This is a genomic window from Erwinia wuhanensis (assembly GCF_030484085.1).
Taxonomy (GTDB): Bacteria; Pseudomonadota; Gammaproteobacteria; order Enterobacterales; family Enterobacteriaceae; genus Erwinia; species Erwinia aeris.
The window spans coordinates 41,166-62,246 of the sequence record NZ_JAUJUH010000010.1 but is presented as its reverse complement, the minus strand read 5'-3'; the positions used below and the strand labels follow the sequence as shown (position 1 = coordinate 62,246).

At 56.2% G+C, this 21,081-nt stretch carries 18 protein-coding genes and 1 pseudogene; 10 read left to right on the top strand and 9 right to left on the bottom strand.

Annotated elements, in window-relative coordinates; translation table 11 throughout:
- The first annotated feature begins 1 nt into the window (after nucleotide 1).
- Nucleotides 2–823 (top strand): serine O-acetyltransferase, encoded by an 822-nt coding sequence (gene cysE, locus QZH36_RS20170; protein ID WP_253457035.1) that lies wholly within the window; start codon nucleotides 2–4, stop codon nucleotides 821–823.
- Here the strand turns inward: cysE and trmL are convergent.
- The 3 genes from trmL to cpxR are packed head-to-tail and all read right to left on the bottom strand — an operon-like array spanning nucleotide 820 to nucleotide 3,406.
- Complete coding sequence (trmL, locus tag QZH36_RS20165; RefSeq protein WP_125290599.1) at nucleotides 820–1,293, bottom strand: tRNA (uridine(34)/cytosine(34)/5-carboxymethylaminomethyluridine(34)-2'-O)-methyltransferase TrmL; 474 nt, start codon at nucleotides 1,291–1,293, stop codon at nucleotides 820–822. The two genes, cysE and trmL, sit on opposite strands and share 4 nt — an antisense overlap.
- Before the next feature lie 41 nt (nucleotides 1,294–1,334).
- The gene (cpxA, locus tag QZH36_RS20160; RefSeq protein ID WP_125290598.1) at nucleotides 1,335–2,711 is read right to left on the bottom strand and encodes an envelope stress sensor histidine kinase CpxA; all 1,377 of its coding nucleotides are present in this window, start codon (nucleotides 2,709–2,711) and stop codon (nucleotides 1,335–1,337) included.
- The gene (gene cpxR, locus QZH36_RS20155) at nucleotides 2,708–3,406 is read right to left on the bottom strand and encodes an envelope stress response regulator transcription factor CpxR (RefSeq protein ID WP_125290597.1); all 699 of its coding nucleotides are present in this window, start codon (nucleotides 3,404–3,406) and stop codon (nucleotides 2,708–2,710) included. The genes cpxA and cpxR overlap by 4 nt, the downstream gene beginning before the upstream one ends.
- Nucleotides 3,407–3,558: 152 nt before the next feature.
- Here cpxR and cpxP point away from each other — a divergent pair, with 152 nt between their 5' ends.
- The 6 genes from cpxP to QZH36_RS20125 all read left to right on the top strand — a co-directional run bounded on the left by cpxP (nucleotide 3,559) and on the right by QZH36_RS20125 (nucleotide 9,833).
- Nucleotides 3,559–4,068 (top strand): cell-envelope stress modulator CpxP, encoded by a 510-nt coding sequence (gene cpxP, locus QZH36_RS20150; RefSeq protein ID WP_253457037.1) that lies wholly within the window; start codon nucleotides 3,559–3,561, stop codon nucleotides 4,066–4,068.
- Between the two features lie 579 nt (nucleotides 4,069–4,647).
- Nucleotides 4,648–5,307 (top strand): Ssp6 family T6SS pore-forming effector, encoded by a 660-nt coding sequence (locus QZH36_RS20145; RefSeq protein ID WP_301730974.1) that lies wholly within the window; start codon nucleotides 4,648–4,650, stop codon nucleotides 5,305–5,307.
- Between the two features lie 362 nt (nucleotides 5,308–5,669).
- A complete protein-coding gene (gene fieF / locus QZH36_RS20140; RefSeq protein WP_253457039.1) occupies nucleotides 5,670–6,566 on the top strand; it encodes a CDF family cation-efflux transporter FieF in 897 nt (298 codons plus the stop codon).
- A gap of 204 nt (nucleotides 6,567–6,770) precedes the next feature.
- A complete protein-coding gene (gene pfkA / locus QZH36_RS20135) occupies nucleotides 6,771–7,733 on the top strand; it encodes a 6-phosphofructokinase (protein WP_125290594.1) in 963 nt (320 codons plus the stop codon).
- Nucleotides 7,734–7,884: 151 nt separating this feature from the next.
- Nucleotides 7,885–8,877 carry a sulfate ABC transporter substrate-binding protein gene (locus tag QZH36_RS20130; RefSeq protein ID WP_301730973.1) on the top strand — a complete coding sequence of 331 codons (993 nt, stop codon included), beginning with the start codon at nucleotides 7,885–7,887 and terminating at the stop codon, nucleotides 8,875–8,877.
- Between the two features lie 197 nt (nucleotides 8,878–9,074).
- The gene (locus QZH36_RS20125) at nucleotides 9,075–9,833 is read left to right on the top strand and encodes a CDP-diacylglycerol diphosphatase (protein ID WP_301730972.1); all 759 of its coding nucleotides are present in this window, start codon (nucleotides 9,075–9,077) and stop codon (nucleotides 9,831–9,833) included.
- 6 nt (nucleotides 9,834–9,839) lie between these two features.
- Here the strand turns inward: QZH36_RS20125 and yhjD are convergent, their stop codons facing one another.
- Together yhjD and QZH36_RS20115 are read right to left on the bottom strand one after the other, a co-directional pair.
- Complete coding sequence (gene yhjD, locus QZH36_RS20120; protein ID WP_253457045.1) at nucleotides 9,840–10,835, bottom strand: inner membrane protein YhjD; 996 nt, start codon at nucleotides 10,833–10,835, stop codon at nucleotides 9,840–9,842.
- Nucleotides 10,836–10,891: 56 nt separating this feature from the next.
- Nucleotides 10,892–11,791 (bottom strand): LysR family transcriptional regulator, encoded by a 900-nt coding sequence (locus QZH36_RS20115; RefSeq protein ID WP_301730971.1) that lies wholly within the window; start codon nucleotides 11,789–11,791, stop codon nucleotides 10,892–10,894.
- Between the two features lie 115 nt (nucleotides 11,792–11,906).
- Here QZH36_RS20115 and QZH36_RS20110 point away from each other — a divergent pair, with 115 nt between their 5' ends.
- Nucleotides 11,907–12,665 (top strand): SDR family NAD(P)-dependent oxidoreductase, encoded by a 759-nt coding sequence (locus tag QZH36_RS20110; protein WP_301730970.1) that lies wholly within the window; start codon nucleotides 11,907–11,909, stop codon nucleotides 12,663–12,665.
- A 42-nt stretch (nucleotides 12,666–12,707) separates the two neighbouring features.
- Here the strand turns inward: QZH36_RS20110 and QZH36_RS20105 are convergent, their stop codons facing one another.
- Entirely contained in the window at nucleotides 12,708–13,559 is an 852-nt protein-coding gene (locus tag QZH36_RS20105) for a PhzF family protein (RefSeq protein WP_301252475.1), read from the bottom strand.
- A 150-nt stretch (nucleotides 13,560–13,709) separates the two neighbouring features.
- On the opposite strand from QZH36_RS20105, the gene QZH36_RS20100 reads away from it, so the two are divergent.
- A complete protein-coding gene (locus QZH36_RS20100) occupies nucleotides 13,710–14,333 on the top strand; it encodes a glutathione S-transferase family protein (protein WP_253457057.1) in 624 nt (207 codons plus the stop codon).
- Between the two features lie 4 nt (nucleotides 14,334–14,337).
- On the opposite strand, the gene QZH36_RS20095 is transcribed toward QZH36_RS20100, so the two are convergent.
- Entirely contained in the window at nucleotides 14,338–15,795 is a 1,458-nt protein-coding gene (locus QZH36_RS20095) for an aminotransferase-like domain-containing protein (RefSeq protein ID WP_301730968.1), read from the bottom strand.
- A 136-nt stretch (nucleotides 15,796–15,931) separates the two neighbouring features.
- On the opposite strand from QZH36_RS20095, the gene QZH36_RS20090 reads away from it, so the two are divergent.
- Nucleotides 15,932–16,516, top strand: coding sequence for a LysE family translocator (locus QZH36_RS20090; protein WP_301730967.1), 585 nt, complete (start codon nucleotides 15,932–15,934; stop codon nucleotides 16,514–16,516).
- A gap of 30 nt (nucleotides 16,517–16,546) precedes the next feature.
- On the opposite strand, the gene QZH36_RS20085 is transcribed toward QZH36_RS20090, so the two are convergent.
- Nucleotides 16,547–18,946 carry a phosphoketolase family protein gene (locus tag QZH36_RS20085; RefSeq protein ID WP_301730966.1) on the bottom strand — a complete coding sequence of 800 codons (2,400 nt, stop codon included), beginning with the start codon at nucleotides 18,944–18,946 and terminating at the stop codon, nucleotides 16,547–16,549.
- 151 nt (nucleotides 18,947–19,097) lie between these two features.
- A pseudogene (gene mqo / locus QZH36_RS20080) lies at nucleotides 19,098–20,654 on the bottom strand (malate dehydrogenase (quinone)); the annotation flags it as partial.
- Between the last annotated feature and the right edge of the window lie 427 nt (nucleotides 20,655–21,081).

Below are 21,081 nucleotides of genomic sequence, written 5' to 3'. Positions count from 1 at the left end.
AATGCCGTGTGTAGAGCCCGGGGTGGTCTGGGATTATATCAAAGAGGAAGCGCGGGCGCTGGCGGAAGGCGAGCCGATGCTGGCCAGTTTTTACCACGCTACCTTGTTAAAGCACGATGATCTGGGGAGCGCGCTGAGCTATATGCTGGCTAACAAGCTGGCTAACCCAATCATGCCCGCTATCGCCATCCGCGAGATCGTCCAGGAGGCCTATAAGCAGGACGCCTCTATGATCCAGTCGGCCGCCTGCGACATTCAGGCCGTACGCCAGCGCGATCCCGCCATCGATAAATACTCTACGCCCCTGCTCTACCTGAAAGGGTTTCATGCTCTACAGGCTTACCGTATCGGCCACTGGCTGTGGAATGAAGGCCGCCGTGCGCTGGCCATCTATCTGCAAAACGAAATCTCTGTCTCTTTTGCCGTGGATATTCATCCGGCCGCGAAGATCGGGCGCGGCATCATGCTCGACCACGCCACAGGCATTGTCGTGGGCGAAACCGCCGTGATTGAAGATGATGTTTCTATCCTGCAATCGGTGACGCTGGGCGGGACGGGCAAGACCAGCGGCGACCGTCATCCTAAAATCCGCGAAGGCGTGATGATTGGCGCAGGCGCGAAAGTGCTGGGCAATATTGAAGTGGGACGCGGTGCCAAAATCGGCGCCGGTTCCGTGGTGCTACAGCCCGTGCCGCCGCATACCACGGCGGCCGGCGTACCGGCGCGCATCGTCGGCAAACCCAGTAGCGACAAACCGTCAATGGAGATGGATCAGCACTTCAACGGTATGGTGCCGGGCTTTGAGTTCGGCGACGGTATTTAGCTTTTAATCAGCGCGCCCGCATAGTCCAGCTGGCGCCACGCTTCATAAACCACCACGGAAACCGCATTCGACAGGTTCATGCTGCGGCTGTCCGGCTGCATTGGAATACGAATTTTCTGCGCCGCAGGCAGCGCGTCCAGGATCTCTTTGGGCAGGCCGCGCGTTTCCGGGCCGAATAGCAAATAATCCCCTTTCTGATAGCTTACGGCGCTGTGCGCGGGCGTGCCCTTGGTGGTCAACGCAAACAGGCGCTGCGGCTGTTCGGCTGCCAGAAAAGCCGCATAGTCGGCGTGACGCTGGATGGCGGTGAATTCATGGTAATCCAGACCAGCCCGGCGCAGACGCTTATCATCCCAGGTAAAACCCAGCGGCTCAATCAGATGCAGGCGAAAGCCTGTATTGGCACACAGACGAATAATATTGCCCGTGTTTGGGGGGATTTCAGGTTCAAAAAGTACGATATTCAGCATCAGCAGCGGCCCTCGTTCACAAGGGCCGCAGCATAGCAAATTCAGCTGTTGCTGGTATAGAGCGGCAGCCAGAGCGTCAGTCGCAGTCCGCCAAGCGGGCTGTCATCTGCTTTCACCCAGCCGCGATGTTGCTGAATGGCGGTTTCCACAATCGCCAGCCCCAGGCCGGTGCCGCCAGATTCACGGTCGCGCGCCTCGTCGGTACGGTAAAACGGCCGGAAAATCTGCTCGCGATCTTCCGCGCTGACGCCCGGGCCATCATCATCCACATGGATGGTAATACCCTGTTTATCCACGGAAAAGCTGACTACGATACGGCTATGAGAATAGCGCAGCGCGTTACGAACGATATTTTCCAGCGCACTATCCAGCGCGCTCGGGTTGCCGTAAAGCGGCCACGGCCCTGGCGGATAGGGGACTTCCAGCGTTTTGCCCATCTGCTCCGCTTCAAACCGGGCGTCGTCCAGCACGCCTGACCAGAGATGATTGGCCTTCATGGCTTCGCTGACCAGCGCGTTCTTATGCTGGGTGCGCGACAGCACCAGCAGATCGTTGATCATGCCGTCCAGCCTTTGCGCCTCCATCTCAATGCGCTGTAGCTCTTTACCTTCACCCTGGCGACGACGCATCAGCGCGGTAGCCAGCTGTAATCGCGTCAGCGGCGTGCGCAGCTCGTGCGAGATATCGGACAACAGACGCTGCTGCGCGGTCATCATTCGCTCCAGCGCGCTCACCATCTGGTTGAAGCTGGAACCGGCGGCGAGAAACTCCTGCGGGCCAGATTCGAGCTCAGGGCGTTGCCGCAGATTGCCGGCGGCCACGTCATCGGCCGCGTGTTTCAGTTTGCGCGCCGGTTTCGCCAGGCTCCACGCCAGCCAGAGCAGCAGCGGCGAGCTGATCAGCATGGTGACTATCAGCAGCAGCAGCGGGCGGTCAAACAGCAGGTTGATAAAATCCAGCTGCGAACTGCCGGCAGGTCTGATCAGATAGAGCTGATAGCTGTCTTCGCCATCGCGCACGGAAAACGGCCCGAGCATCTCTGTGCGGCCATATTTCTTTTTCTGCGGGTGATCGGCGTTATCGGACTGGCCGATAAAGTTACGGATAACCTGCATCTCGTTATGCTGCGCGCCGATGACGCGGCCTTCGCTCGTCACCAGCAGCAGGCGCTGACCCGGCGGCGCCCACTTGTCGATGGCGCGAAACAGCCTGCGCCACCACATTAAATCGTTGGGCGGATCCTGCATCAGCTCCGCCTCGACGTGTTGTTCTATCATGGTGCCCTGCCGCTGCTCATTATCAAGCAGCGGCGTCATCTGACGGGTATCCAGTTTGGGCACCATCAGCACCAGCATCAGCACCAGCGCCAGGGTCAGCCAAAAAATGGCAAAGATGCGGGTAGTCAGGCTCGATATCATGTAGCGGAGACCATCAGATAGCCCCGACCGCGCAGCGTTTTAAACCAGGGATGTCCATCCTTGCGGTCCGGCAGCTTGCGGCGCAGATTGGAAATATGCATATCGATGGCGCGGTCAAACGGCGTTAAGCGTTTGCCTAACACTTCCTGGCTCAGGTGTTCGCGAGAGACGACCTGGCCCAGATGCTGCGCGAGCAGATAGAGCAGCGTAAACTCGGTACCGGTTAAATCCAGCGTGACGTCGTCAAAGCTGGCCTCCTGACGCCCCGGATTCAGGCGCAGATGGTCAACCTCCAGCGTTGGGGAACCGCTGTCGTGCTGTTGCTGCTGTTCACTCCAGTTGGAGCGGCGTAAAATTGCGCGTATGCGGGCCACCAGTTCGCGATCGTTGAAGGGCTTAGGCAGATAGTCATCCGCACCCAGTTCCAGCCCCAGAACGCGATCCAGCTCGCTACCGCGCGCGGTCAGCATGATAACCGGCGTTTGATGCTGCTGACGCAGCTCTTTCAGGGTATCAATACCGTTCTTTTTGGGCATCATAACGTCGAGAAGTAACAGATCGACAGAACTATCCAACAGGGCCAGTGCCTGTTCGCCGTCGCCGGCTACCAGTACGTCGAACCCTTCCATTTCAAGCAATTCTTTCAATAGCGAAGTCAATTCGCGATCGTCGTCAACCAACAGGATTTTATTCATTTTTTATCGCCCTCCACAGGCAAAATACCGTGAACGAATGCCCGCAATCCATGACTTTACGTAGTTTTACACCCCCTGACGCATGTTTGCAGCTGCCCCCGTAGACTGATTTTCGTTGAATCGAAATATGGAAACCAACCTGGGAGTTAACGATGCGCAAAGTTACCGCCGTCGTTGTGGTTCCGGCGCTGATACTCAGCTTCTCCGCCGCATGGGCTACAGATGTGACGACGTTTGACGAGATGCATCGGGGTAGCGCAGTGCCAGGCAGTATGGCGCAAGTTCCGCAAAACCACATGTTTGATGGCATCGATCTTACCGAACAGCAGCGCCAGCAGTTACGGGATCTGATGCAGCAGGCTCGTCATGAGCGTTCTCCCATAAGTATTAACGATTTAGAACAGCTGCACGCAATGATTATTGCAGATAAATTTGATGAGGCGGCCTATAAAGCCCGCGTCGACAAAATTGCTCAGGCTGAAGTAGCACGGCAGGTAGAGATGGCGCGAGTGCGCTACCAGATGTATCACCTGCTGACGCCGACGCAGCAAGCCGTTCTGAATCAGAAGCATCAGCAGCGCATAAACGAAATGCGCCGCCTGACGGAAGCGCAGCACGTTACACCGCTGCAGGCTGTAAGTAGCACAGGCAGTAACCAGTAGCAGAATATCCCTTTTTTCCTTGCCATAGACACCATCCCTGTCTTCCCCCACATGATGTGGGGTTTTTTTTTATCAACGACTTAGCTGTAATTTCCTTTCAAAACAACCCCCTGTAGAAATGTTGGAACGGTCTGGAACGGTTTCTAAATGTCCTGAATGTGGACGTTATGTGGACACTGTGGACACTTTGTGGACATGGCCGGGGCACCGCATACCCACTGCCCCGCCTGTGTGATTAAGGCACTGCCAGCCCGCGCCAGTGCTGGGCGGCGGCGGTACGCGGGGTTTTGCAATCTGCGCAACGTTTCGCAGGTTTTTGCAAAAACAGGCGCGCCGCGCGCTGGTAGCCTTTCGTATAACTTAATGTTTTTTAAAAGAATCTATCCGATTGCGCGAGGATCAAGTTAGGATCGCGTATGACGCATGATAATTGCTGTCAGAGACGTTCGGGTCAGGCCTGGCGCAGGATAGACATCAGTCATAGCACTGTAACAACCTTGCAAATCATTGCGTCAGGGTTATTGAATCAATGCACAACTAGCGATACCGTCAGTGTGATTTTTATCAGGAGATAATTGTATGGATGCAAAAATGGTAGCACGTGGGATAGCTGATGGCATTTCCAGTATACCCGGATTGATGGGACGTGGACTAGTCAGAACCTGGCAGGGTAGCGGCGCGGCAGGTGATGGCCTTAGGGACAGAAATCAGCGAGAAACAGAACGGTTTATCAGGTTGGTTAAATCGCTGGGAGACAAGGAGGAGCCGTTGCGTCGCCTGATTGAGTTAGTCATGGTTGAATTTTATCAAAAAATGAACGACTCAGGACGGGCAGCCATAAACAGTAAGATAAATTATGGTGTAGGGCATTTTGCTGGAAAGACTGCAGCGCAATTTGCACTGGCATATACAGCTGGCTCAATAATGTTACGCCATGTGACATCGGCACCCGTATATCGTGAGTTCGTTCGATTTGGCGTTTCGGTGCCGCTCAATGTTCTGATGTGGCAGGGACTCATTGAGGAAGCCGCAGAGGCCTCTCGCCGTTTGCGGCGAGACTATCCGCAGACATATTACAAGGTGTCGATACAAGACCTTGATATGATTTATTTTTTAGTAGAGGGTCAGCTCGAACCTTATATTAAATTTATCAACAGCCATCCGGCAATGTGCAGGACGATCGAAAATGAACTCTGTAAAATATTGCCTGGCAAAGTTCGCCAGGTATGTGGGAGTTAGTGTATCTCATGCGCTGGCAGCTACAGTGATTGGTTTCGCCTCGTTGGCATCACTTCTTTCGTTGTTCATGTTTGATAGCGGCATAATGAAATTAATCGGCGCTATAGGATTTTTGATACTCGGTTATCTGGTCACCTTGGGCCTTGCATTGCTGCGCGGTGAACGCTAACGCTAGCCCGCCCCGCTGGCAGGCTAATTTTTTGATGTGGTCAATCTGTGGACATTGTTAGAAACAAATCCTTTTTTTTCATTTATTTATGATGATATTTAGATCACCACCCCTGTCTTTCCCCTCATGATAACGGGGCTTTTTTTGCCCGAAATCCGGTATACTTAAGCCACTGTCCTGAACGGAGTGCGATATGGCACAGCATTATGCGCGCCTGGTTAACTCTGCCGCTCTGGCGGCTACGGCTCTGGCTTCTCTGTTACTTCTGGTGAAGATTTTCGCCTGGTGGTATACCGGCTCGGTCAGCCTGCTGGCGGCGCTGGTGGATTCTCTGGTGGATATTGCTGCCTCGCTGACTAACCTCTTTGTGGTGCGCTACTCTCTGCAACCTGCCGATGAGGAACATACCTTCGGACACGGCAAGGCCGAATCGCTGGCCGCGCTCGCGCAAAGCATGTTTATCTCCGGCTCCGCGCTTTTCCTCTTCCTGACGGGATTACAACATCTGTCGACGCCTGCCGGGATGCGTGCGCCGTTGGTTGGGGTTATCGTCACGCTTATTGCGCTCTTTTCTACGCTACTTCTGGTCGCTTTTCAGCGCTGGGTGGTGCGCAAAACCCATAGTCTCGCCATTCGCGCCGATATGCTTCACTATCAATCTGACGTTATTATGAACGGCGCCATCCTGATAGCGCTGGGATTGAGCTGGTATGGCTTTAAACGCGCCGATGCGCTGTTTGCGTTGGGTATCGGCGTCTGGATCCTCTATAACGCGCTGCGGATGGGGTACGAAGCAGTACAGCTGCTGTTGGACAGGGCGCTGCCGGAGTCAGAGAAGGCAGAAATTGCGACCATTGCCGGCCAGTGGCCCGGTGTGGAAGGCGTACACGATATCCGCACGCGTCTTTCCGGCCCGACGCGTTTTATTCAGCTGCATCTGGAACTAAAAGACCATCTGACGCTGTTTCAGGCGCACCTGATTGCGGAAGAAGTTGAACGAGCGTTGCTGAAAGCTTTTCCCGGTTCTGATATTACTATTCACCAGGATCCCTGCTCGGTAGTACCTGAAAAGGAGCTGAATGGGCTATGATTTTCAGAGAGTTAAAAGAGTTACCCGAAAATTGCCTGAAAGAGTTATTTTGCGATGGAAAAATAGCAGAATGATCTCTGACCTGAATCAATTCAGCTAAAAGGCTTTGATATACTATTGCCAACATTAGTCGATCGCTCGCGTACGCCGATCCCCCAAGGCGTTCAGAATTTAAAATTTGCATTAACAAGTTCAGAGGTTGTCATGATCAAAAAAATCGGTGTACTGACAAGCGGCGGTGACGCGCCTGGCATGAATGCAGCTATTCGGGGTGTCGTTCGTGCGGCGCTGAGTGAAAATCTTGAAGTTTTTGGTATTTATGACGGCTACCTGGGATTATATGAAGACCGCATGGTAAATCTGGATCGCTACAGCGTTTCCGATATGATCAACCGCGGCGGTACTTTCCTGGGGTCAGCGCGTTTCCCGGAGTTCCGCGAAGAGTCCGTTCGTGCCGTGGCCATTGAGAATATGAAAAAGCGCGGGATTGATGCGCTGGTGGTCATTGGCGGCGACGGCTCCTATATGGGCGCCAAAAGGCTGACGGAGATGGGCTTTCCCTGCATCGGCCTGCCGGGCACCATCGATAACGACGTGGCCGGTACGGATTACACTATCGGCTACTTTACCGCGCTGGAAACGGTGGTAGAGGCCATTGACCGCCTGCGTGATACCTCTTCTTCCCATCAGCGTATCTCTATTGTCGAAGTGATGGGCCGCTACTGCGGCGATCTGACGCTGGCGGCAGCGATCGCGGGCGGCTGCGAATTTATCGTCCTGCCGGAAATTCCGTTTACCCGCGAAGAGCTGGTGCAGGAGATTAAAGCGGGCATCGCTAAAGGTAAAAAGCACGCGATTGTGGCGATTACCGAGCACATCTGCGATATCGACGAGCTGGCGAAATATATCGAATCCGAAACCAAACGCGAAACCCGCTCGACGGTGCTGGGCCACATTCAGCGCGGCGGCGCGCCGGTAGCCTATGACCGCATTCTGGCTTCACGGATGGGCGCCTACTCTATCGAGCTGCTGCTTCAGGGCTACGGCGGCCGCTGCGTCGGTATTCAGAATGAGAAGATGGTGCATCACGATATTATTGACGCCATTGAGAATATGAAGCGTCCATTTAAAGGCGACTGGCTGGATACGGCTAAACGTCTTTATTAAATCGTAATGACTTTTCAGGCGCTGCCCGTCAGCGCCTTTATTATGCAAAGTGATATTCCATTCAGTTATTACAGCTATCTTTTAATTCTTTAAGTCAGCAGTCACTTTGTGTCACGCTCTCTGCCAGAAAAAACCTTTGGGAGCGCGCATAATGAAAAAGTGGAGCATCGGATTAACCCTGCTGCTGGCTTCAACTAGTGTTCTGGCAAAAAATATCCAGCTGTTAAACGTCTCTTACGATCCTACCCGTGAGCTTTACGAGCAGTACAACAAAGCTTTCAGCGCGCACTATAAGCAGGAAACAGGCGATAACGTGGTGATCCGTCAGTCGCATGGCGGCTCCGGCAAGCAGGCGACCTCCGTGATTAACGGCATTCGCGCCGATGTGGTGACGCTGGCGCTGGCTTCCGACGTGGACGCTATTGCCGAGCGCGGACGCATCGACAAAAACTGGATCAAGCGTTTGCCGGAAAACTCCGCCCCTTATACTTCCACCATTGTGTTCCTGGTCCGCAAGGGCAACCCAAAACAGATCCACGACTGGCAGGATTTGACGAAGCCTGGCGTTTCCGTGATCACGCCAAACCCAAAAACCTCTGGCGGCGCGCGCTGGAACTATCTGGCTGCCTGGGGCTGGGCGCTGGACAAAAACAACGGCGACAACGACAAGGCGCTGGCCTATATCAAGGCGCTGTTTAAGAATGTTGAAGTACAGGATTCCGGCGCACGCGGCGCAACCAATACTTTTGTTGAACGCGGCATCGGCGACGTGCTGATCGCGTGGGAAAACGAAGCTTACCTGGCCGTCAACAAGCTTGGCAAAGATCAGTTTGAGATTGTGACGCCGAGCGAGTCGATTCTGGCCGAGCCGACGGTATCCGTTGTGGATAAAGTGGTCGACGAGCGCGATACCCGTAAAGTGGCCGATGCCTACCTGAAATACCTTTATTCGCCGGAAGGTCAGGATATCGCGGCGCAAAACTATTATCGTCCGCGCGATCCGGCAGTGGCGAAAAAATATGCCGACAAATTCGCGCCGGTGAAGCTGTTTACCATCGACGATCCTAAGTTCGGCGGCTGGGCCAAAGCGCAGAAAACGCATTTTGCGGATGGCGGCACCTACGACAAAGCCATGCAGCGTTAATATCTTCAGAATGCTGACAGAGGGTGAGTTTGTCATCAGTCAGAAGCCAGTCATCCGACTGGCTTTTGTTTTCTTCGTTATATCCTGCTGATTCCAAAAAGCTTCCGCCAAATAGTCACGCGTGTTGATTATTTAGCATGACCTTTAGCAACGATTCGTTTACATTATGCGCAATTTAACGCGCAGAGGTTGTTGTCATGCAGGGAGGAACGCGTGTCCTGATTATGGGCATCGTGGCGTCCGTGGCTGTTATTGCAGGCTGCAAGGCGCTCAGTTTTAAACACAATGCCAATGCATTATGGAATATCGTCAGCCAGCAGTGCGTACCCAATCAGCAACAAAACAACGATCCGGCGCCCTGCCGCATTGTAGATTTGCGCAACGGCTACGTGGTGATGAAAGATCGGGAAGGGCCGCTACAGTTCCTGTTAATGCCCGTGAAAAAGCTTGGCGGTATCGAAAGTCCGGAGCTGCTTAATCCTTTTGCTCCTAACTATTTTGCCGAGGCCTGGCACGCGCGTCACTATATGGAAGAGCGTCGCGGCTCGCCGGTAGACGACAGCGCGGTAGCGTTAAGCATTAACTCGCAGCGCGGCAGAACGCAAAATCAGCTGCATATTCATATCTCCTGCCTGCGTCCGGATATCCGGCGGCGGCTGGACAGCCTGAACAGCTCGCTAAGCGAGAAATGGCAGTCGGCGCAGTTGGGTAAGCATGAGTATCAGATCAGGATAGTGAGCCGTGACGAACTGAAAAAAACCAGTCCGTTTGTCCGCATTGCAAACGAGTTGCCGGGCGCGCGTGAGGAGATGGGGAAATACGGTATCGCGGTGGCGGCAATGCCGGGCGGGCGGCGGGCGCTGATGGTGATTAAGCGCAATCTGCTGCTGCTGAACCGGGGTTCGGCGGAAGAGCTTCAGGATCACAGCTGCGCTATTTTGCAGCCGTCATCCTGATTGTTATCAGACCGGAGTATTAGCCTGCTCCGGCTCATCATCCGCATATTCCGCCGTGGCTATCCAGGCGGCGCAGAACAGCGTCAGACGCGCGAAAAAGTAGAAGAAAGCCATCAGGCCAAGCACGGAGCCGAACGCCGCGCCGGAAGGTGAAGAAGCCAGCTTCGGCAACGTCATGGTCATAATGGCTTTAATCACCTCAAAGCCGATAGCGGCGAGCAGCGTCCCGCGGAACAGCGCCTTTTTACGCGGCTGGTGGCGCGGCAGGCGCCAGAAAATCCACAGAAACAGCAAATAGTTCGCCAGGATAGAGATGGTCAGGGCAATGGTGGTCATCGCCGGGCGCAGCCATTCGATACCGTCCAGCCCCAGCGCCCGCACAATGGCGTCCTGCGCCGCACCAGCGACCGAAGTCAGCATGATGGTAATAAACAGCGCCAGCACCAGGCCTATCAGCGAGATAAAATCGCGGGTGTATTTGAAGTAAATCTTTTCTTTATCCTGCTGGTTACGTTCCCAGACGTCGCGCGACTGCGCGCGGACGGCTTCGCGCAGGTTGCCCATCCAGCTGATGCCGGAATAGAGCGCCACCAGCAGGCCGGTGATCCCCACGGTAGTGCGCTGCTCGACGGCCGTTTTCACGCTGTTTTTCAGGGTAGTGGCCAGCGTAGGATCGCTGATGCTGTTAACCATTCTGTCGATCAAATCCGTCAGCAGATCCTGATTGGAAGCGAGTACGAAACCCACACCCGCAAACGACACCATCAGAATGGGGATCAGCGAAAGAAAAGAAAAATAGGTGATCGCCGCGCCAAACTGGCTGCCCATGCGGTCGGTAAAGCGCTCCCCGGCGCGGATAAAATGCGCCACCGCCGGAATAGCCTGAAACCAGCTTACCAGACGGGAAACGCGCGTAATCGACTTATCAACGGTTTGATTGCCGGTTTTGATATTAATCAGCGGCTTTTCCGCTTTTTTCTCTTCGGGTTTATTTTCCTTCATGGATCCTTCTTCATATCCTTCAAGTGCATGGCGTAAAACAAATTATAGCCGGACGCTCAGGCAACGTAGTTTTTCATTGCCTGGGTCAGCCATTCCATAAAGACCTGAACCCGACGCGTCAGGTTGCGGCGATGGGGATAAATCAGCGAAACGGGCATCGGTTCGGCGCGAAAATGCGGCAGGATCTCGACCAGCTTTCGCTCGGTCAGCGCCTGTTTTACGCCGCGTTCCGGCACCTGAATAATGCCCAGGCCGGCCAGACAGGCGGCGCGATAGGTTTCCGTGCTGTTAACGGTTACCGTTCCACCGGTTTGAATATAGCGGCTATTTTTACCGTCAAAGTATTCAAAGCCCGTCGGCTGCACGCCAATCTGCTGGCTGTAGTGCACCATCGCGTGCGAGACGAGATCGTCCGGCGTGGTCGGCGTACCAAAACGCGCCAGATAGTCAGGGCTGGCGCAGTTAATCAGCGTCAGCTTACCCAAAGGCCTGGCGATCAGGCCGGAACTTTCCAGCACGCCGACGCGCACCACGCAGTCAAAGCCTTCCCGCACCACGTCCACGCGTCTGTCGCTGCTGCTCAGCTCCAGTTCGATGCCGGGATAGTGCTGCATAAAATCCGGCAGCAGCGGCAGGATATAGTCGCACGCCATGCTGATGGGCATATCCACCCGCAGCTTGCCGCTTAGCGTGGCGGGATCGTGCTGGAACAGCGAATCCATTTCATCCAGCGTCGCCAGCACGTCGCGGCAGCGTTCGTAATAGATCAGGCCGTCCTGCGTCAGCTGGACGCGCCGCGTGGTGCGGTGCAGCAGCCGCACGCCCATCGCGTTTTCCAGCGATTGCAGCTGCCGCGACAGGCTGCCTTTAGGCAATCCCATGCTGTCGGCAGCGCGGGTGAAGCTCTGAAGTTCAGCGACCCTGACGAAAACCTGCATTGCGTGAATTTTATCCATTTATCCGCCCATTGTTGCTTATAACGAAACAGTGATGCGTAGCCAGGACCATTTATAGATCGCTTTGCGAGCAATATCCTGTTTTTTATCCACAGCGGAACCTACGGAGCGAGAAATGAGCCATAAAATTGCGGTTATTACCGGCGGCAGCCGGGGTTTAGGCAGAAACGGTGCGCTGAAGCTGGCTGAAAAGGGCGTTGACGTGATTTTTACCTGGCGCAGTAAAGAACAGGAGGCGCAGGCGGTCGTTAAGGAAATTGAAGCGCTGGGCGCCCGTGGCGTCGCGCTACAGCTGGACGTCGGCGACAGTCAGGCCTTTCCCGGCTTTGTCAGCGAAGTGCAAAAACAGCTAAAAGCGATCTGGCAGCGTGACAGATTTGATTATTTATTAAACAACGCGGGCACGGCGCTGCATGAGCCTTTTGCGTCGACCACGGAAGCGCAGCTCGAGGCTTTGGTTAACGTCCATTTTAAAGGGCCGTTTTTTCTGACGCAGCAGCTGCTGCCGCTGATAGCCGACGGTGGGCATATCCTTAATGTCTCCAGCGGCCTGACGCGTTTCAGCCAGCCTGGCTCCGGAGCGTATGCGGCGGTAAAAGGTGCGATGGAAGTGTTAACGCGCTATCAGGCGAAAGAGCTGGCGGCGCGGGGCATTCGCGTCAATATCCTGGCACCCGGCGCTATCGCAACGGACTTCAGCGATGGGCGAGTACGCGACAATCCGCAAATTAATGCGTTTATCTCTTCCGTCACGGCGCTGGGTCGCGTGGGGCTGCCGGACGATATCGGCAAGGCGATCGCCATGTTGTTCAGTGACGAAAGCGCCTGGATCACCGGACAGCGCATCGAGGCGTCCGGCGGCATGTTTCTCTGAGGCGTTTCAGGCCGGGAAGCGTCGCGCCTCCCGGCTTTAGCCTCAAAGACGGATCGTGCCGTCTATGACCGTGACCGTCTGGCCGCCAATCCAGGCTGTGCCCGACGCCCAGCTGACGCTCAGGCGACCGGCGCGCTGTAAAGCCGTGCCCTGACGCACGCGGTAATCCAGCTCCACGCCCTGCGCCTGCAGGTAGCGGGCGAGACAGGCGTTGGCGCTGCCGGTCACGGGATCTTCGCACAGCGAGCCGTGCTCCATCAGCAGGCCGCGCACCTCATACTGTTCCGCTGCGCCCTGCAAAGGGCCAAACGGCATCACGCCGGTCACGCGGGCTTTTTTCAGCAGCCGTTCAAATTCCGTAACGTTGGGTTTGATCGCCAGCACCGCTTCGGCGGAAACCATTGGTACCAGCAGAAAACGAATGCCCATATCCGCAATCATTACCGGCAGACGGGTTTCTATCGCATCGGTGTTTAACGCGCTGCCCAGCGGCGCCTCGTTAAATTCCGTCAGCGTCGCCTCCGGGGCGGCAAAAGCCAGCGCGCCGTCGTCGGCAATCTTAACCTTTACCAGCCCCAGCTCGCACTGCTGCACAATCTGGCCCGGCTTCTTCAGGCTAATACCGGATTCCAGCAGCGCATGGGCCGTACCGAGCGTTGGGTGGCCAGCGAACGGCAGTTCGCCGTCCGGCGTAAAGATACGCACCCGGTAATCGGCGGCCTCGTTGGTTGCCGGCAGAACAAAGGTGGTTTCCGATAAATGCGTCCAGCGGGCCACGGCCTGCATCTGCTCTGTGCTGAGATCCTCGGCCGCCATGATCACCGCCAGCGGGTTGCCGTTTAAAGGCGAAGAGGTAAAAACATCAACCTGTTTAAAAGCGCGTAGCTGCGTCATCTGTCTCTCCTTTCCATTAATTTTCTTTGACAATATCAGGAATTTTCCCGGTCGGGGTGCTGAAGAGGTGCTATTTTCAGGTTAAGGAGCGCCGTTATCAGTTCACGCTGTAACAGGTAGCCTAAACCCGAACAAAAAAGTGACGGAAATATGCTGAAAATACTGGGGCGTGCATCGTCTATCAACGTCCGTAAAGTCCTGTGGGCCTGTGAGGAACTGGGTATCGCCTCTGCACGCGAAGAGTGGGGCGAAGGCGCCAGATCGCCTCAGGAGGCCGAATTCAGGGCGCTTAATCCCAACGCATTAATGCCGGTTATTCAGGAAGGCGATTTTATATTATGGGAGTCCAACGCCATCATTCGCTATCTGGCGAACGCTTATGAAGGCGGCTGGCTCTACCCACAGGAACCGCGCGCGCGTGGACGGGTCGATCAGTGGATTGACTGGCAGGCCACCGAACTGAATACTTCCTGGCGCTATGCGTTTATGTCGCTGGTGCGGCATTCCCCCGCCCATCAGGATCCGCGCCTGCTGGCCGCCGCCTGTAAAGGCTGGAACTACACAATGGCTATTCTTAATCAGCAGCTGGAAAAAACCGGCGCTTTTGTCGCGGGCGACGCGTTCTCGCTGGCCGATATCCCGATTGGGCTGTCGGTGAACCGCTGGTATGAAACGCCGATGGAGCATCCCGAGCTGGCGGCGGTGCGCGCCTACTACGAGCGCCTGACGAAGCGTAAGGGCTACGCACACTGGGGACGCAACGGGATGCCGTAACGGCTCAGGCTATGCCGGGCGGGATGCCGCTCATCTCGCAGGCCAGCTCGCCGGTGCGCTTCAGTGCCCAGGTATAGCGTTCGTCAAAGTGGTAGCAGCAGGTCAGCCGGATCGCGCTGTTGCAGCGGTCGCTCAGCGTATAGAGCGCGCCCGGCGTCAGGCAGATTTTCTCCTGCAGCAGGCGGTGGAACAGATCGATGCAGTCGATCTGGCCCGGCAGCTCGACCCAAAAGATAAAGCCGCCGCTGGGCAGCGTCGCTCTGGTGCCCTGCGGGAAATGCCGGGCGATCAGGCCGCGCGCCTCATCCATTAACGTGGCATAGCGGCGACGCATGGTGCGAAGATGACGATCGTAGCCGCCGGATTCCAGAAACAGCCCAAGCGTTTCGCTCAGCAATTTTGATTCCGTCAGGGAAGAAACCGACTTAAGCCGCGCCAGCGCCTGGGAAAAACGTCCCGCCGCTATCCAGCCAACGTGAAAATCGGGCGCCACCGTTTTAGTGAAGCTGGCACAGTGCAGCACCCAGCCATCCGTATCGAAAGCCTTTACCGCTGGCGACAGCGGCCAGCAGAATTGCAGCTCGTCATAAAGCCCATCCTCGATCAGCGGCACCTGATAATGGTTAACCAGCTTCGCCAGCCGCTTTTTATCCTCCAGCCGCATGGTGCAGCCCAGCGGATTTTGTACCGTCGGCATGGCTACCAGCGCCTGAATGCGCTGCTCACGCAGCACCAGCTCCAGCGCGTCCAGCGACAGACCGTGCTGCGGATCGGTAGGCAGCTCCAGCACCTTCAGGCCCAGGCTCGCCACCAGAGGGAAGAGGTAGAAATAGGTGGGCGTTTCCAGCCCGATGCAGTCGCCGGGCTTGGTGACGGCGCGCAGAGCCAGCTGTAGCGCCTCCATACAGCCGTGCGTCAGCGTAATATCTTCGGCGGTGAGTATCATGCCCAAATCCGCTACGCGCCGGGCGATTTCACGACGCAGACGCTGGCTTCCCGGCGGCAGCGCGTAGCGGCCGATCAGCCCAGGTTCGCGCCGCAGCAGCGAAGCCATAATGCGGCTGATTTTCGCCGTCGGAAAGAAATCGCTGTTTTGCGGGCAGGCCAGCGAAAGGTTGATATAGTCCGGATGGTTTTGCGCCGCAAAGACGGTATCGATCAAATCGAGCTTCTCGCTGCCGGGCGTGCGCACCTGTGACTGGTGGCCGTTGCGCGCTCTTAACGAAGGCAGCACGCCCCGGACATAGTAGCCGGACTGGGGACGCGCTTCGATCAGTCCGCGATCTTCCAGTAGCCGATAGGCCGTCAGCACGGTGTTAACGCTGACCTGATGGATAGCGGCGCAGCGGCGCACGGCGGGAAGGCGGCTACCCGGCAGCCAGGTGCCGTTGTGAATAGCTTCCGCCAGCGTTTCGGCCAGCTGGTGATATAGCGTCTGCTCTTGCGGATCGATAATGGACACAGTCACGTCTCCGGCTAATGGGTACAGTTAATCGATAACAAGGATTGTGCTCATAACAATAGTGGATTTCTGAATCTGTTACCATCATCGCAGACGCCTTACCATGTTCTTCTCATTCACTTGCAGGAGAGCGGCCATGCTCGATCCCTCTTTTTTCAGCTACGTTACCGTTATGTCGATCACGCCTGGGCCGAACAATCTGATGCTTGCCACTTCCGGCGTTAATTTCGGGATGCGCCGCACCGTGCCGATGATGTTCGGCATCACGCTGGGCTGCGCCTTGCAGATAGCGATCGCCGCGCTGCTGCTGGACAGCCTGCTGCTGTGGATGAGCGCCATTCGCCTGCCTTTAACACTGCTGGGCTGTGCCTATCTGTTGTGGCTGTCATGGAAGATTTTCCGCGCGGGCGCGCCGGAACTGCGGGAAAAAGCGAGGCCGCTGACGCTGCTGGGCAGCGCGCTGTTTCAGGTGGTCAATCCAAAGGCCTGGCTGATGGCCACCAACGTAGCGTTGATCTATTCCGCCAGCAGCGGCATCCTGCCGATCATGAGCGGTTTCGCCGTGCTGAATCTGCCCTGCATTTTGGTCTGGGCGATGATGGGCGACAGGTTGGGCAGACATTTGCAGGTGGCGTGGAAGCTGCGGGCCTTTAACAGCGTGATGGCGCTGTCGCTGGTGGCCACCATCGGCTGGATGCTGGCAGAGGTGTTAAAGCCATAAAAAAGGGCGGCCCGAAAGCCGCCTTCTGTTTTAGTCGCCGACTTCGCCGCCGCCTTGCTGCGACGGCCACTTCCAGTCCCGTACTTCCGGGATATCCTCGCCGTATTCACGCACCCAGGCGTGATGAGCCGCCAGCTTCTCCTGAAGCTTGTCCAGCACGTCGGCGGCTTTCTCCTGCAGACCGGGCACGCGCAGGATCGCTTCCTGCGCCAGATGGTAACGATCCAGCTCGTTCAGCACCGTCATATCGAAAGGCGTGGTGGTGGTGCCTTCTTCGTTAAAGCCTCTGACGTGGAAATTCGGATGATTATTGCGCTGGTAGGCCAGGCGATGGATCAGCGCCGGATAGCCGTGGAAAGCGAACACCACCGGCCTGTCGCGCGTAAAGATCGCATCGAAATCCTGCTCTTCCAGCCCGTGCGGATGCTGGTCGCGGGTTTGCAAAGCCATTAAATCCACCACGTTAACGACGCGAACCGACAGATCGGGCAGATATTGCCGCAACAGATCGACGGCCGCCAGCGTTTCCATCGTCGGCACGTCGCCCGCGCAGGCCATTACCACGTCCGGCTGTTTGCCTGGCTTCTCGTTGCCTGCCCAAGGCCAGATGCCCATGCCTTTCTCACAGTGCGCGATAGCCTCATCCATGCTCAGCCACTGCGGCTCCGGCTGCTTGCCGGCGATGATCACGTTAATGCGGTCCCAGGTTTTCAGGCAGTGATCGCCGACCCACAGCAGAGTATTGGCATCCGGCGGCAGATAAACGCGGACAATATCGGCTTTCTTGTTGATAACGTGATCGATAAAACCGGGATCCTGATGGCTGTAGCCATTGTGATCCTGTCGCCAGACGTGCGAGGAAAGCAGATAGTTAAGCGAGGCGATCGGCTCGCGCCACGGCAGCTTGCGGGAAACCTTCAGCCACTTGGCGTGCTGGTTGAACATCGAATCGATAATATGAATAAAGGCTTCGTAGCAGTTGAACAGGCCGTGGCGACCGGTTAACAGATAGCCTTCCAGCCAGCCCTGACACTGATGCTCGCTGAGGATTTCCATTACCCGCCCATCCGGCGCCAGCTGCTCGTCGTAATCGCGGATCTCCTCCATCCAGGTACGATTAGTGACGTCAAAAACCTTGCTAAGCCGGTTAGAGGCGGTTTCGTCCGGGCCGAACAGACGGAAGTTATCAGGGTTATCGCGGAAGATAGCGCTCAGATAGCTCGCCAGCACGGCGGTAGACTGCTCCTGCGTGTCGCCAGGCTTATCGATTTTTACCGCAAATTCCCGAATATCCCGCGTTTTTAACGGTTTGCGCAGCCGGCCGCCGTTGGCGTAAGGCGTCGCGCCCATGCGCTTTTCGCCCTGTGGCGCCAGCGCCTGCAATTCGGGTTTAAGCCTGCCTTGTTCATCAAACAGATCGTCAGGCCGGTAGCTTTGCAGCCAGTTTTGTAACAGCTGGCGGTGCTCGTCGTTTTCCCGACATTCGGAAACCGGCACCTGATGCGCGCGCCAGAATCCTTCCACCTTTTTGCCGTCCACCGTTTTTGGGCCGGTCCAGCCTTTCGGGCTGCGCAGAATAATCATCGGCCATGCCGGTACGCTGTCGCTGGTGTGGCCCTGACGCGCCTGCTGCTGGAAGTAACGGATGCGATCGAAAGCACGATCCAGCGTGTCGGCCATCAGACGGTGCATTTTTTGCGGGTCGTCGCCGCTGACAAACAGCGGTTCATAGCCGTAACCAGCGAACAGCTGCCGCAGATCTTCATCGCTGCTGCGGCCAAGCAGCGTAGGATTGGCAATTTTGTAGCCGTTCAGATGCAGGATCGGCAGCACGGCGCCGTCCCGCGCGGCGTTTAAAAACTTAGTGCCGTGCCAGCTGGCCGCCAGCGGGCCGGTTTCCGCTTCGCCATCGCCGATCACGCAGGGCACGATAAGATCCGGATGATCGAAAGCCGCGCCAAAGGCGTGCACCAGCGAATAGCCCAGCTCGCCGCCTTCATGGATGGAGCCGGGCGTTTCCGGCGCCGCGTGGCTGGGAATGCCGCCGGGAAACGAAAACTGGCGGAAAAGATGCTGCATGCCCTGCGCGTCCGCGCTGACTTTTGGGTAGATTTCGCTGTAGGTGCCTTCCAGCCAGGTATTGGCGACCATGCCTGGCCCGCCGTGGCCGGGGCCGCAGATATAAAGCAGGTTGAGATCGCGCTGGCGAATAATGCGGTTCAGGTGCGCATAGATAAAGTTCAGGCCCGGCGTGGTTCCCCAGTGCCCCAGCAGACGAGGCTTGATATGTTCAGGCTGCAGCGGCTCGCGCAGCAGAGGATTAGCCATCAGGTAAATCTGCCCGACTGAAAGATAGTTAGCGGCGCGCCAGTAACGGTCAAGCAGCGCTAATTCAGTCTCGGTAGCGGAATGGGGTGAAGAGGTGTCCATCAGCTGCTCCTTTTAAATGAGTCAGCTAAAAGCATAGACGCCTGGGGGAGTTGTGCAGGAAGCGGCAAAATGCGCGCGTAAAAAAGGCGGGAGATCCCGCCTTCAGGCTTTACTATTTACCGATTACGGCTGCGGCCACCGCCGCTTCGTCATTGGCCGCGGTAAACGGCGTGTAGTCGAGCTGCAAAACGCGGCTGGTTTCCGCCAGCTGGTGCTCGGTTGCCGCCACGTTGCCGTTCAGCTTCTGGCCGTAAGAGGGCACAATCGCTTTCAGCTTCGCCTGCCATGCCGACGTCGCCATCTGCTCAGCGAACACTTTGCTCATCAGATCGATCATAATAGGCGCGGCCGTGGAAGCACCCGGCGAGGCGCCCAGCAGCGCGGAGATGGTGCCGTCCTGCGACGTGACGACCTCCGTGCCCAGCTTCAGCACGCCGCCTTTCTGTGCGTCTTTCTTGATAATCTGTACGCGCTGGCCCGCCTTAACGCGACGCCAGTCCTCTTTTCTCGCCTCCGGGAAATAATCCCGCAGCGCCTGGCAGCGATCGTCATCGGTCAGCATGACCTGGCCAATCAGGTATTTCACCAGGTTAAAGTTATCCAGCCCGACGTGCACCATTGGCTTAAAGTTCGACGAGGTCATGGAGCCGAACATATCCCACAGCGAGCCTTGCTTCAGGAACTTCGTCGAGAAGGTGGCAAACGGCCCGAACAGCAGCACCTGCTTGCCATCCAGCATCCGCGTATCCAGATGCGGCACGGACATCGGCGGCGCGCCAACGGAAGCTTTGCCGTACACTTTGGCCAGATGGCGCTTCACGATCTCCGGGTTTTCGCTTACCAGGAACTCGCCGCCGACCGGGAAGCCCGCATATTCTCTGGCTTCTGGAATACCGGTCTGCTGGAGCAGCGTCAGCGCCGCGCCGCCCGCGCCGATAAAGATATATTTCGCGCGGATGGTTTTCCGGCGGCCGTTGTTTTTCAAATCGGCCACGGTCACGTTCCAGCTGCCGTCGCCGTTGCGCTTAAAGCCGCGAACCTCATGGGCGGTTTCCAGCGAAAAATGCTGGTTTTTCTGTAGCGATGCCACCATCTGGCGCGTGATTTCGCCGAAGTTCACGTCGGTGCCGGTGGTGATGCGCGTGGCGGCAACGCGATCTTTGTCGTCACGTCCTTCCATCAGCAGCGGTGCCCACGCCCTGATTTGCTCCGGGTCTTCTGAATACTCCATACCGCGGAACAGCGAGCTTTTCTGCAGCGCCGTAAAGCGTTTCTTCAGGAACGCCACGTTGTCGTCGCCCCAGACAAAGCTCATATGGGGAACGGTGTTGATAAAGCTGCGTGGATTGCGCAGGACGCCTTTCTGGACCAGATGGGACCAGAACTGGCGCGAGATCTGAAACGCTTCGTTGATCTCGACGGCTTTTTTGATATCGACCGAGCCGTCTTCTTTCTGCGGCGTATAGTTCATTTCGGCCAGCGCGGCATGCCCGGTACCGGCGTTGTTCCAGCCGTTGGAGCTTTCTTCAGCCACGCTGTCCAGGCGTTCGATCATACTGATGCGCCACTCGGGTTCCAGAGCCTGCAACCAGGTGCCAAGCGTAGCGCTCATCGCGCCTCCGCCGATCAGTAATACATCTTTTTCTTCATCTGCCGTAGCGGCTTTCGCAGAGCCCATAGCGGCCAGAAGTCCTGCTAATTTTGGCATGAGGCGACTTCTCCGTATGTTGATAAATCAACATGGTGAGCAGGTGAAACGGCGGCGATCTCTTTCGGACCGTGGTAGCCGCTTCGCTGAGTACAGTGCGCTTCCATCACAAAAACGGATGATTAACGCGCGTTAAGCGTTGTGGAAATATACCATTGTTACGTAGCAATTAAAAAATTGTTTAAAGATTAAAAATGAGAATGAATAATCAAACAAAATTAGAGGAAGTAATACCAGAGGCTGCTTCAGCGAAACGGCAAAGAGAGTTAGCGGTTATTTATTATTAATTTTCATAAGGATAATTTGGTTTTCTTCGGATGGGGTTGTGCAAAAAGCAGGCAGGTAAAGCCTGAAAAGCAGGCGTGAGCAGGGAAGATCGCAGAGAATTTAGTTGTTATTAAATGTTAACTGATTGTTAAGTGGGAAA

Coding starts and splice junctions, on each gene's coding strand:
- cpxP (WP_253457037.1), top strand. CDS start 3,559: ATGCGCAAAGTTACCGCCGTCGTTGTGGTTCCGGCGCTGATACTCAGC.
- trmL (WP_125290599.1), bottom strand. CDS start 1,293: ATGCTGAATATCGTACTTTTTGAACCTGAAATCCCCCCAAACACGGGC.
- yhjD (WP_253457045.1), bottom strand. CDS start 10,835: ATGAAGGAAAATAAACCCGAAGAGAAAAAAGCGGAAAAGCCGCTGATT.
- QZH36_RS20145 (WP_301730974.1), top strand. CDS start 4,648: ATGGATGCAAAAATGGTAGCACGTGGGATAGCTGATGGCATTTCCAGT.
- QZH36_RS20130 (WP_301730973.1), top strand. CDS start 7,885: ATGAAAAAGTGGAGCATCGGATTAACCCTGCTGCTGGCTTCAACTAGT.
- cpxA (WP_125290598.1), bottom strand. CDS start 2,711: ATGATATCGAGCCTGACTACCCGCATCTTTGCCATTTTTTGGCTGACC.
- QZH36_RS20090 (WP_301730967.1), top strand. CDS start 15,932: ATGCTCGATCCCTCTTTTTTCAGCTACGTTACCGTTATGTCGATCACG.
- pfkA (WP_125290594.1), top strand. CDS start 6,771: ATGATCAAAAAAATCGGTGTACTGACAAGCGGCGGTGACGCGCCTGGC.
- QZH36_RS20105 (WP_301252475.1), bottom strand. CDS start 13,559: ATGACGCAGCTACGCGCTTTTAAACAGGTTGATGTTTTTACCTCTTCG.
- cpxR (WP_125290597.1), bottom strand. CDS start 3,406: ATGAATAAAATCCTGTTGGTTGACGACGATCGCGAATTGACTTCGCTA.
- fieF (WP_253457039.1), top strand. CDS start 5,670: ATGGCACAGCATTATGCGCGCCTGGTTAACTCTGCCGCTCTGGCGGCT.
- QZH36_RS20125 (WP_301730972.1), top strand. CDS start 9,075: ATGCAGGGAGGAACGCGTGTCCTGATTATGGGCATCGTGGCGTCCGTG.
- QZH36_RS20110 (WP_301730970.1), top strand. CDS start 11,907: ATGAGCCATAAAATTGCGGTTATTACCGGCGGCAGCCGGGGTTTAGGC.
- QZH36_RS20115 (WP_301730971.1), bottom strand. CDS start 11,791: ATGGATAAAATTCACGCAATGCAGGTTTTCGTCAGGGTCGCTGAACTT.
- QZH36_RS20085 (WP_301730966.1), bottom strand. CDS start 18,946: ATGGACACCTCTTCACCCCATTCCGCTACCGAGACTGAATTAGCGCTG.
- QZH36_RS20100 (WP_253457057.1), top strand. CDS start 13,710: ATGCTGAAAATACTGGGGCGTGCATCGTCTATCAACGTCCGTAAAGTC.
- cysE (WP_253457035.1), top strand. CDS start 2: ATGCCGTGTGTAGAGCCCGGGGTGGTCTGGGATTATATCAAAGAGGAA.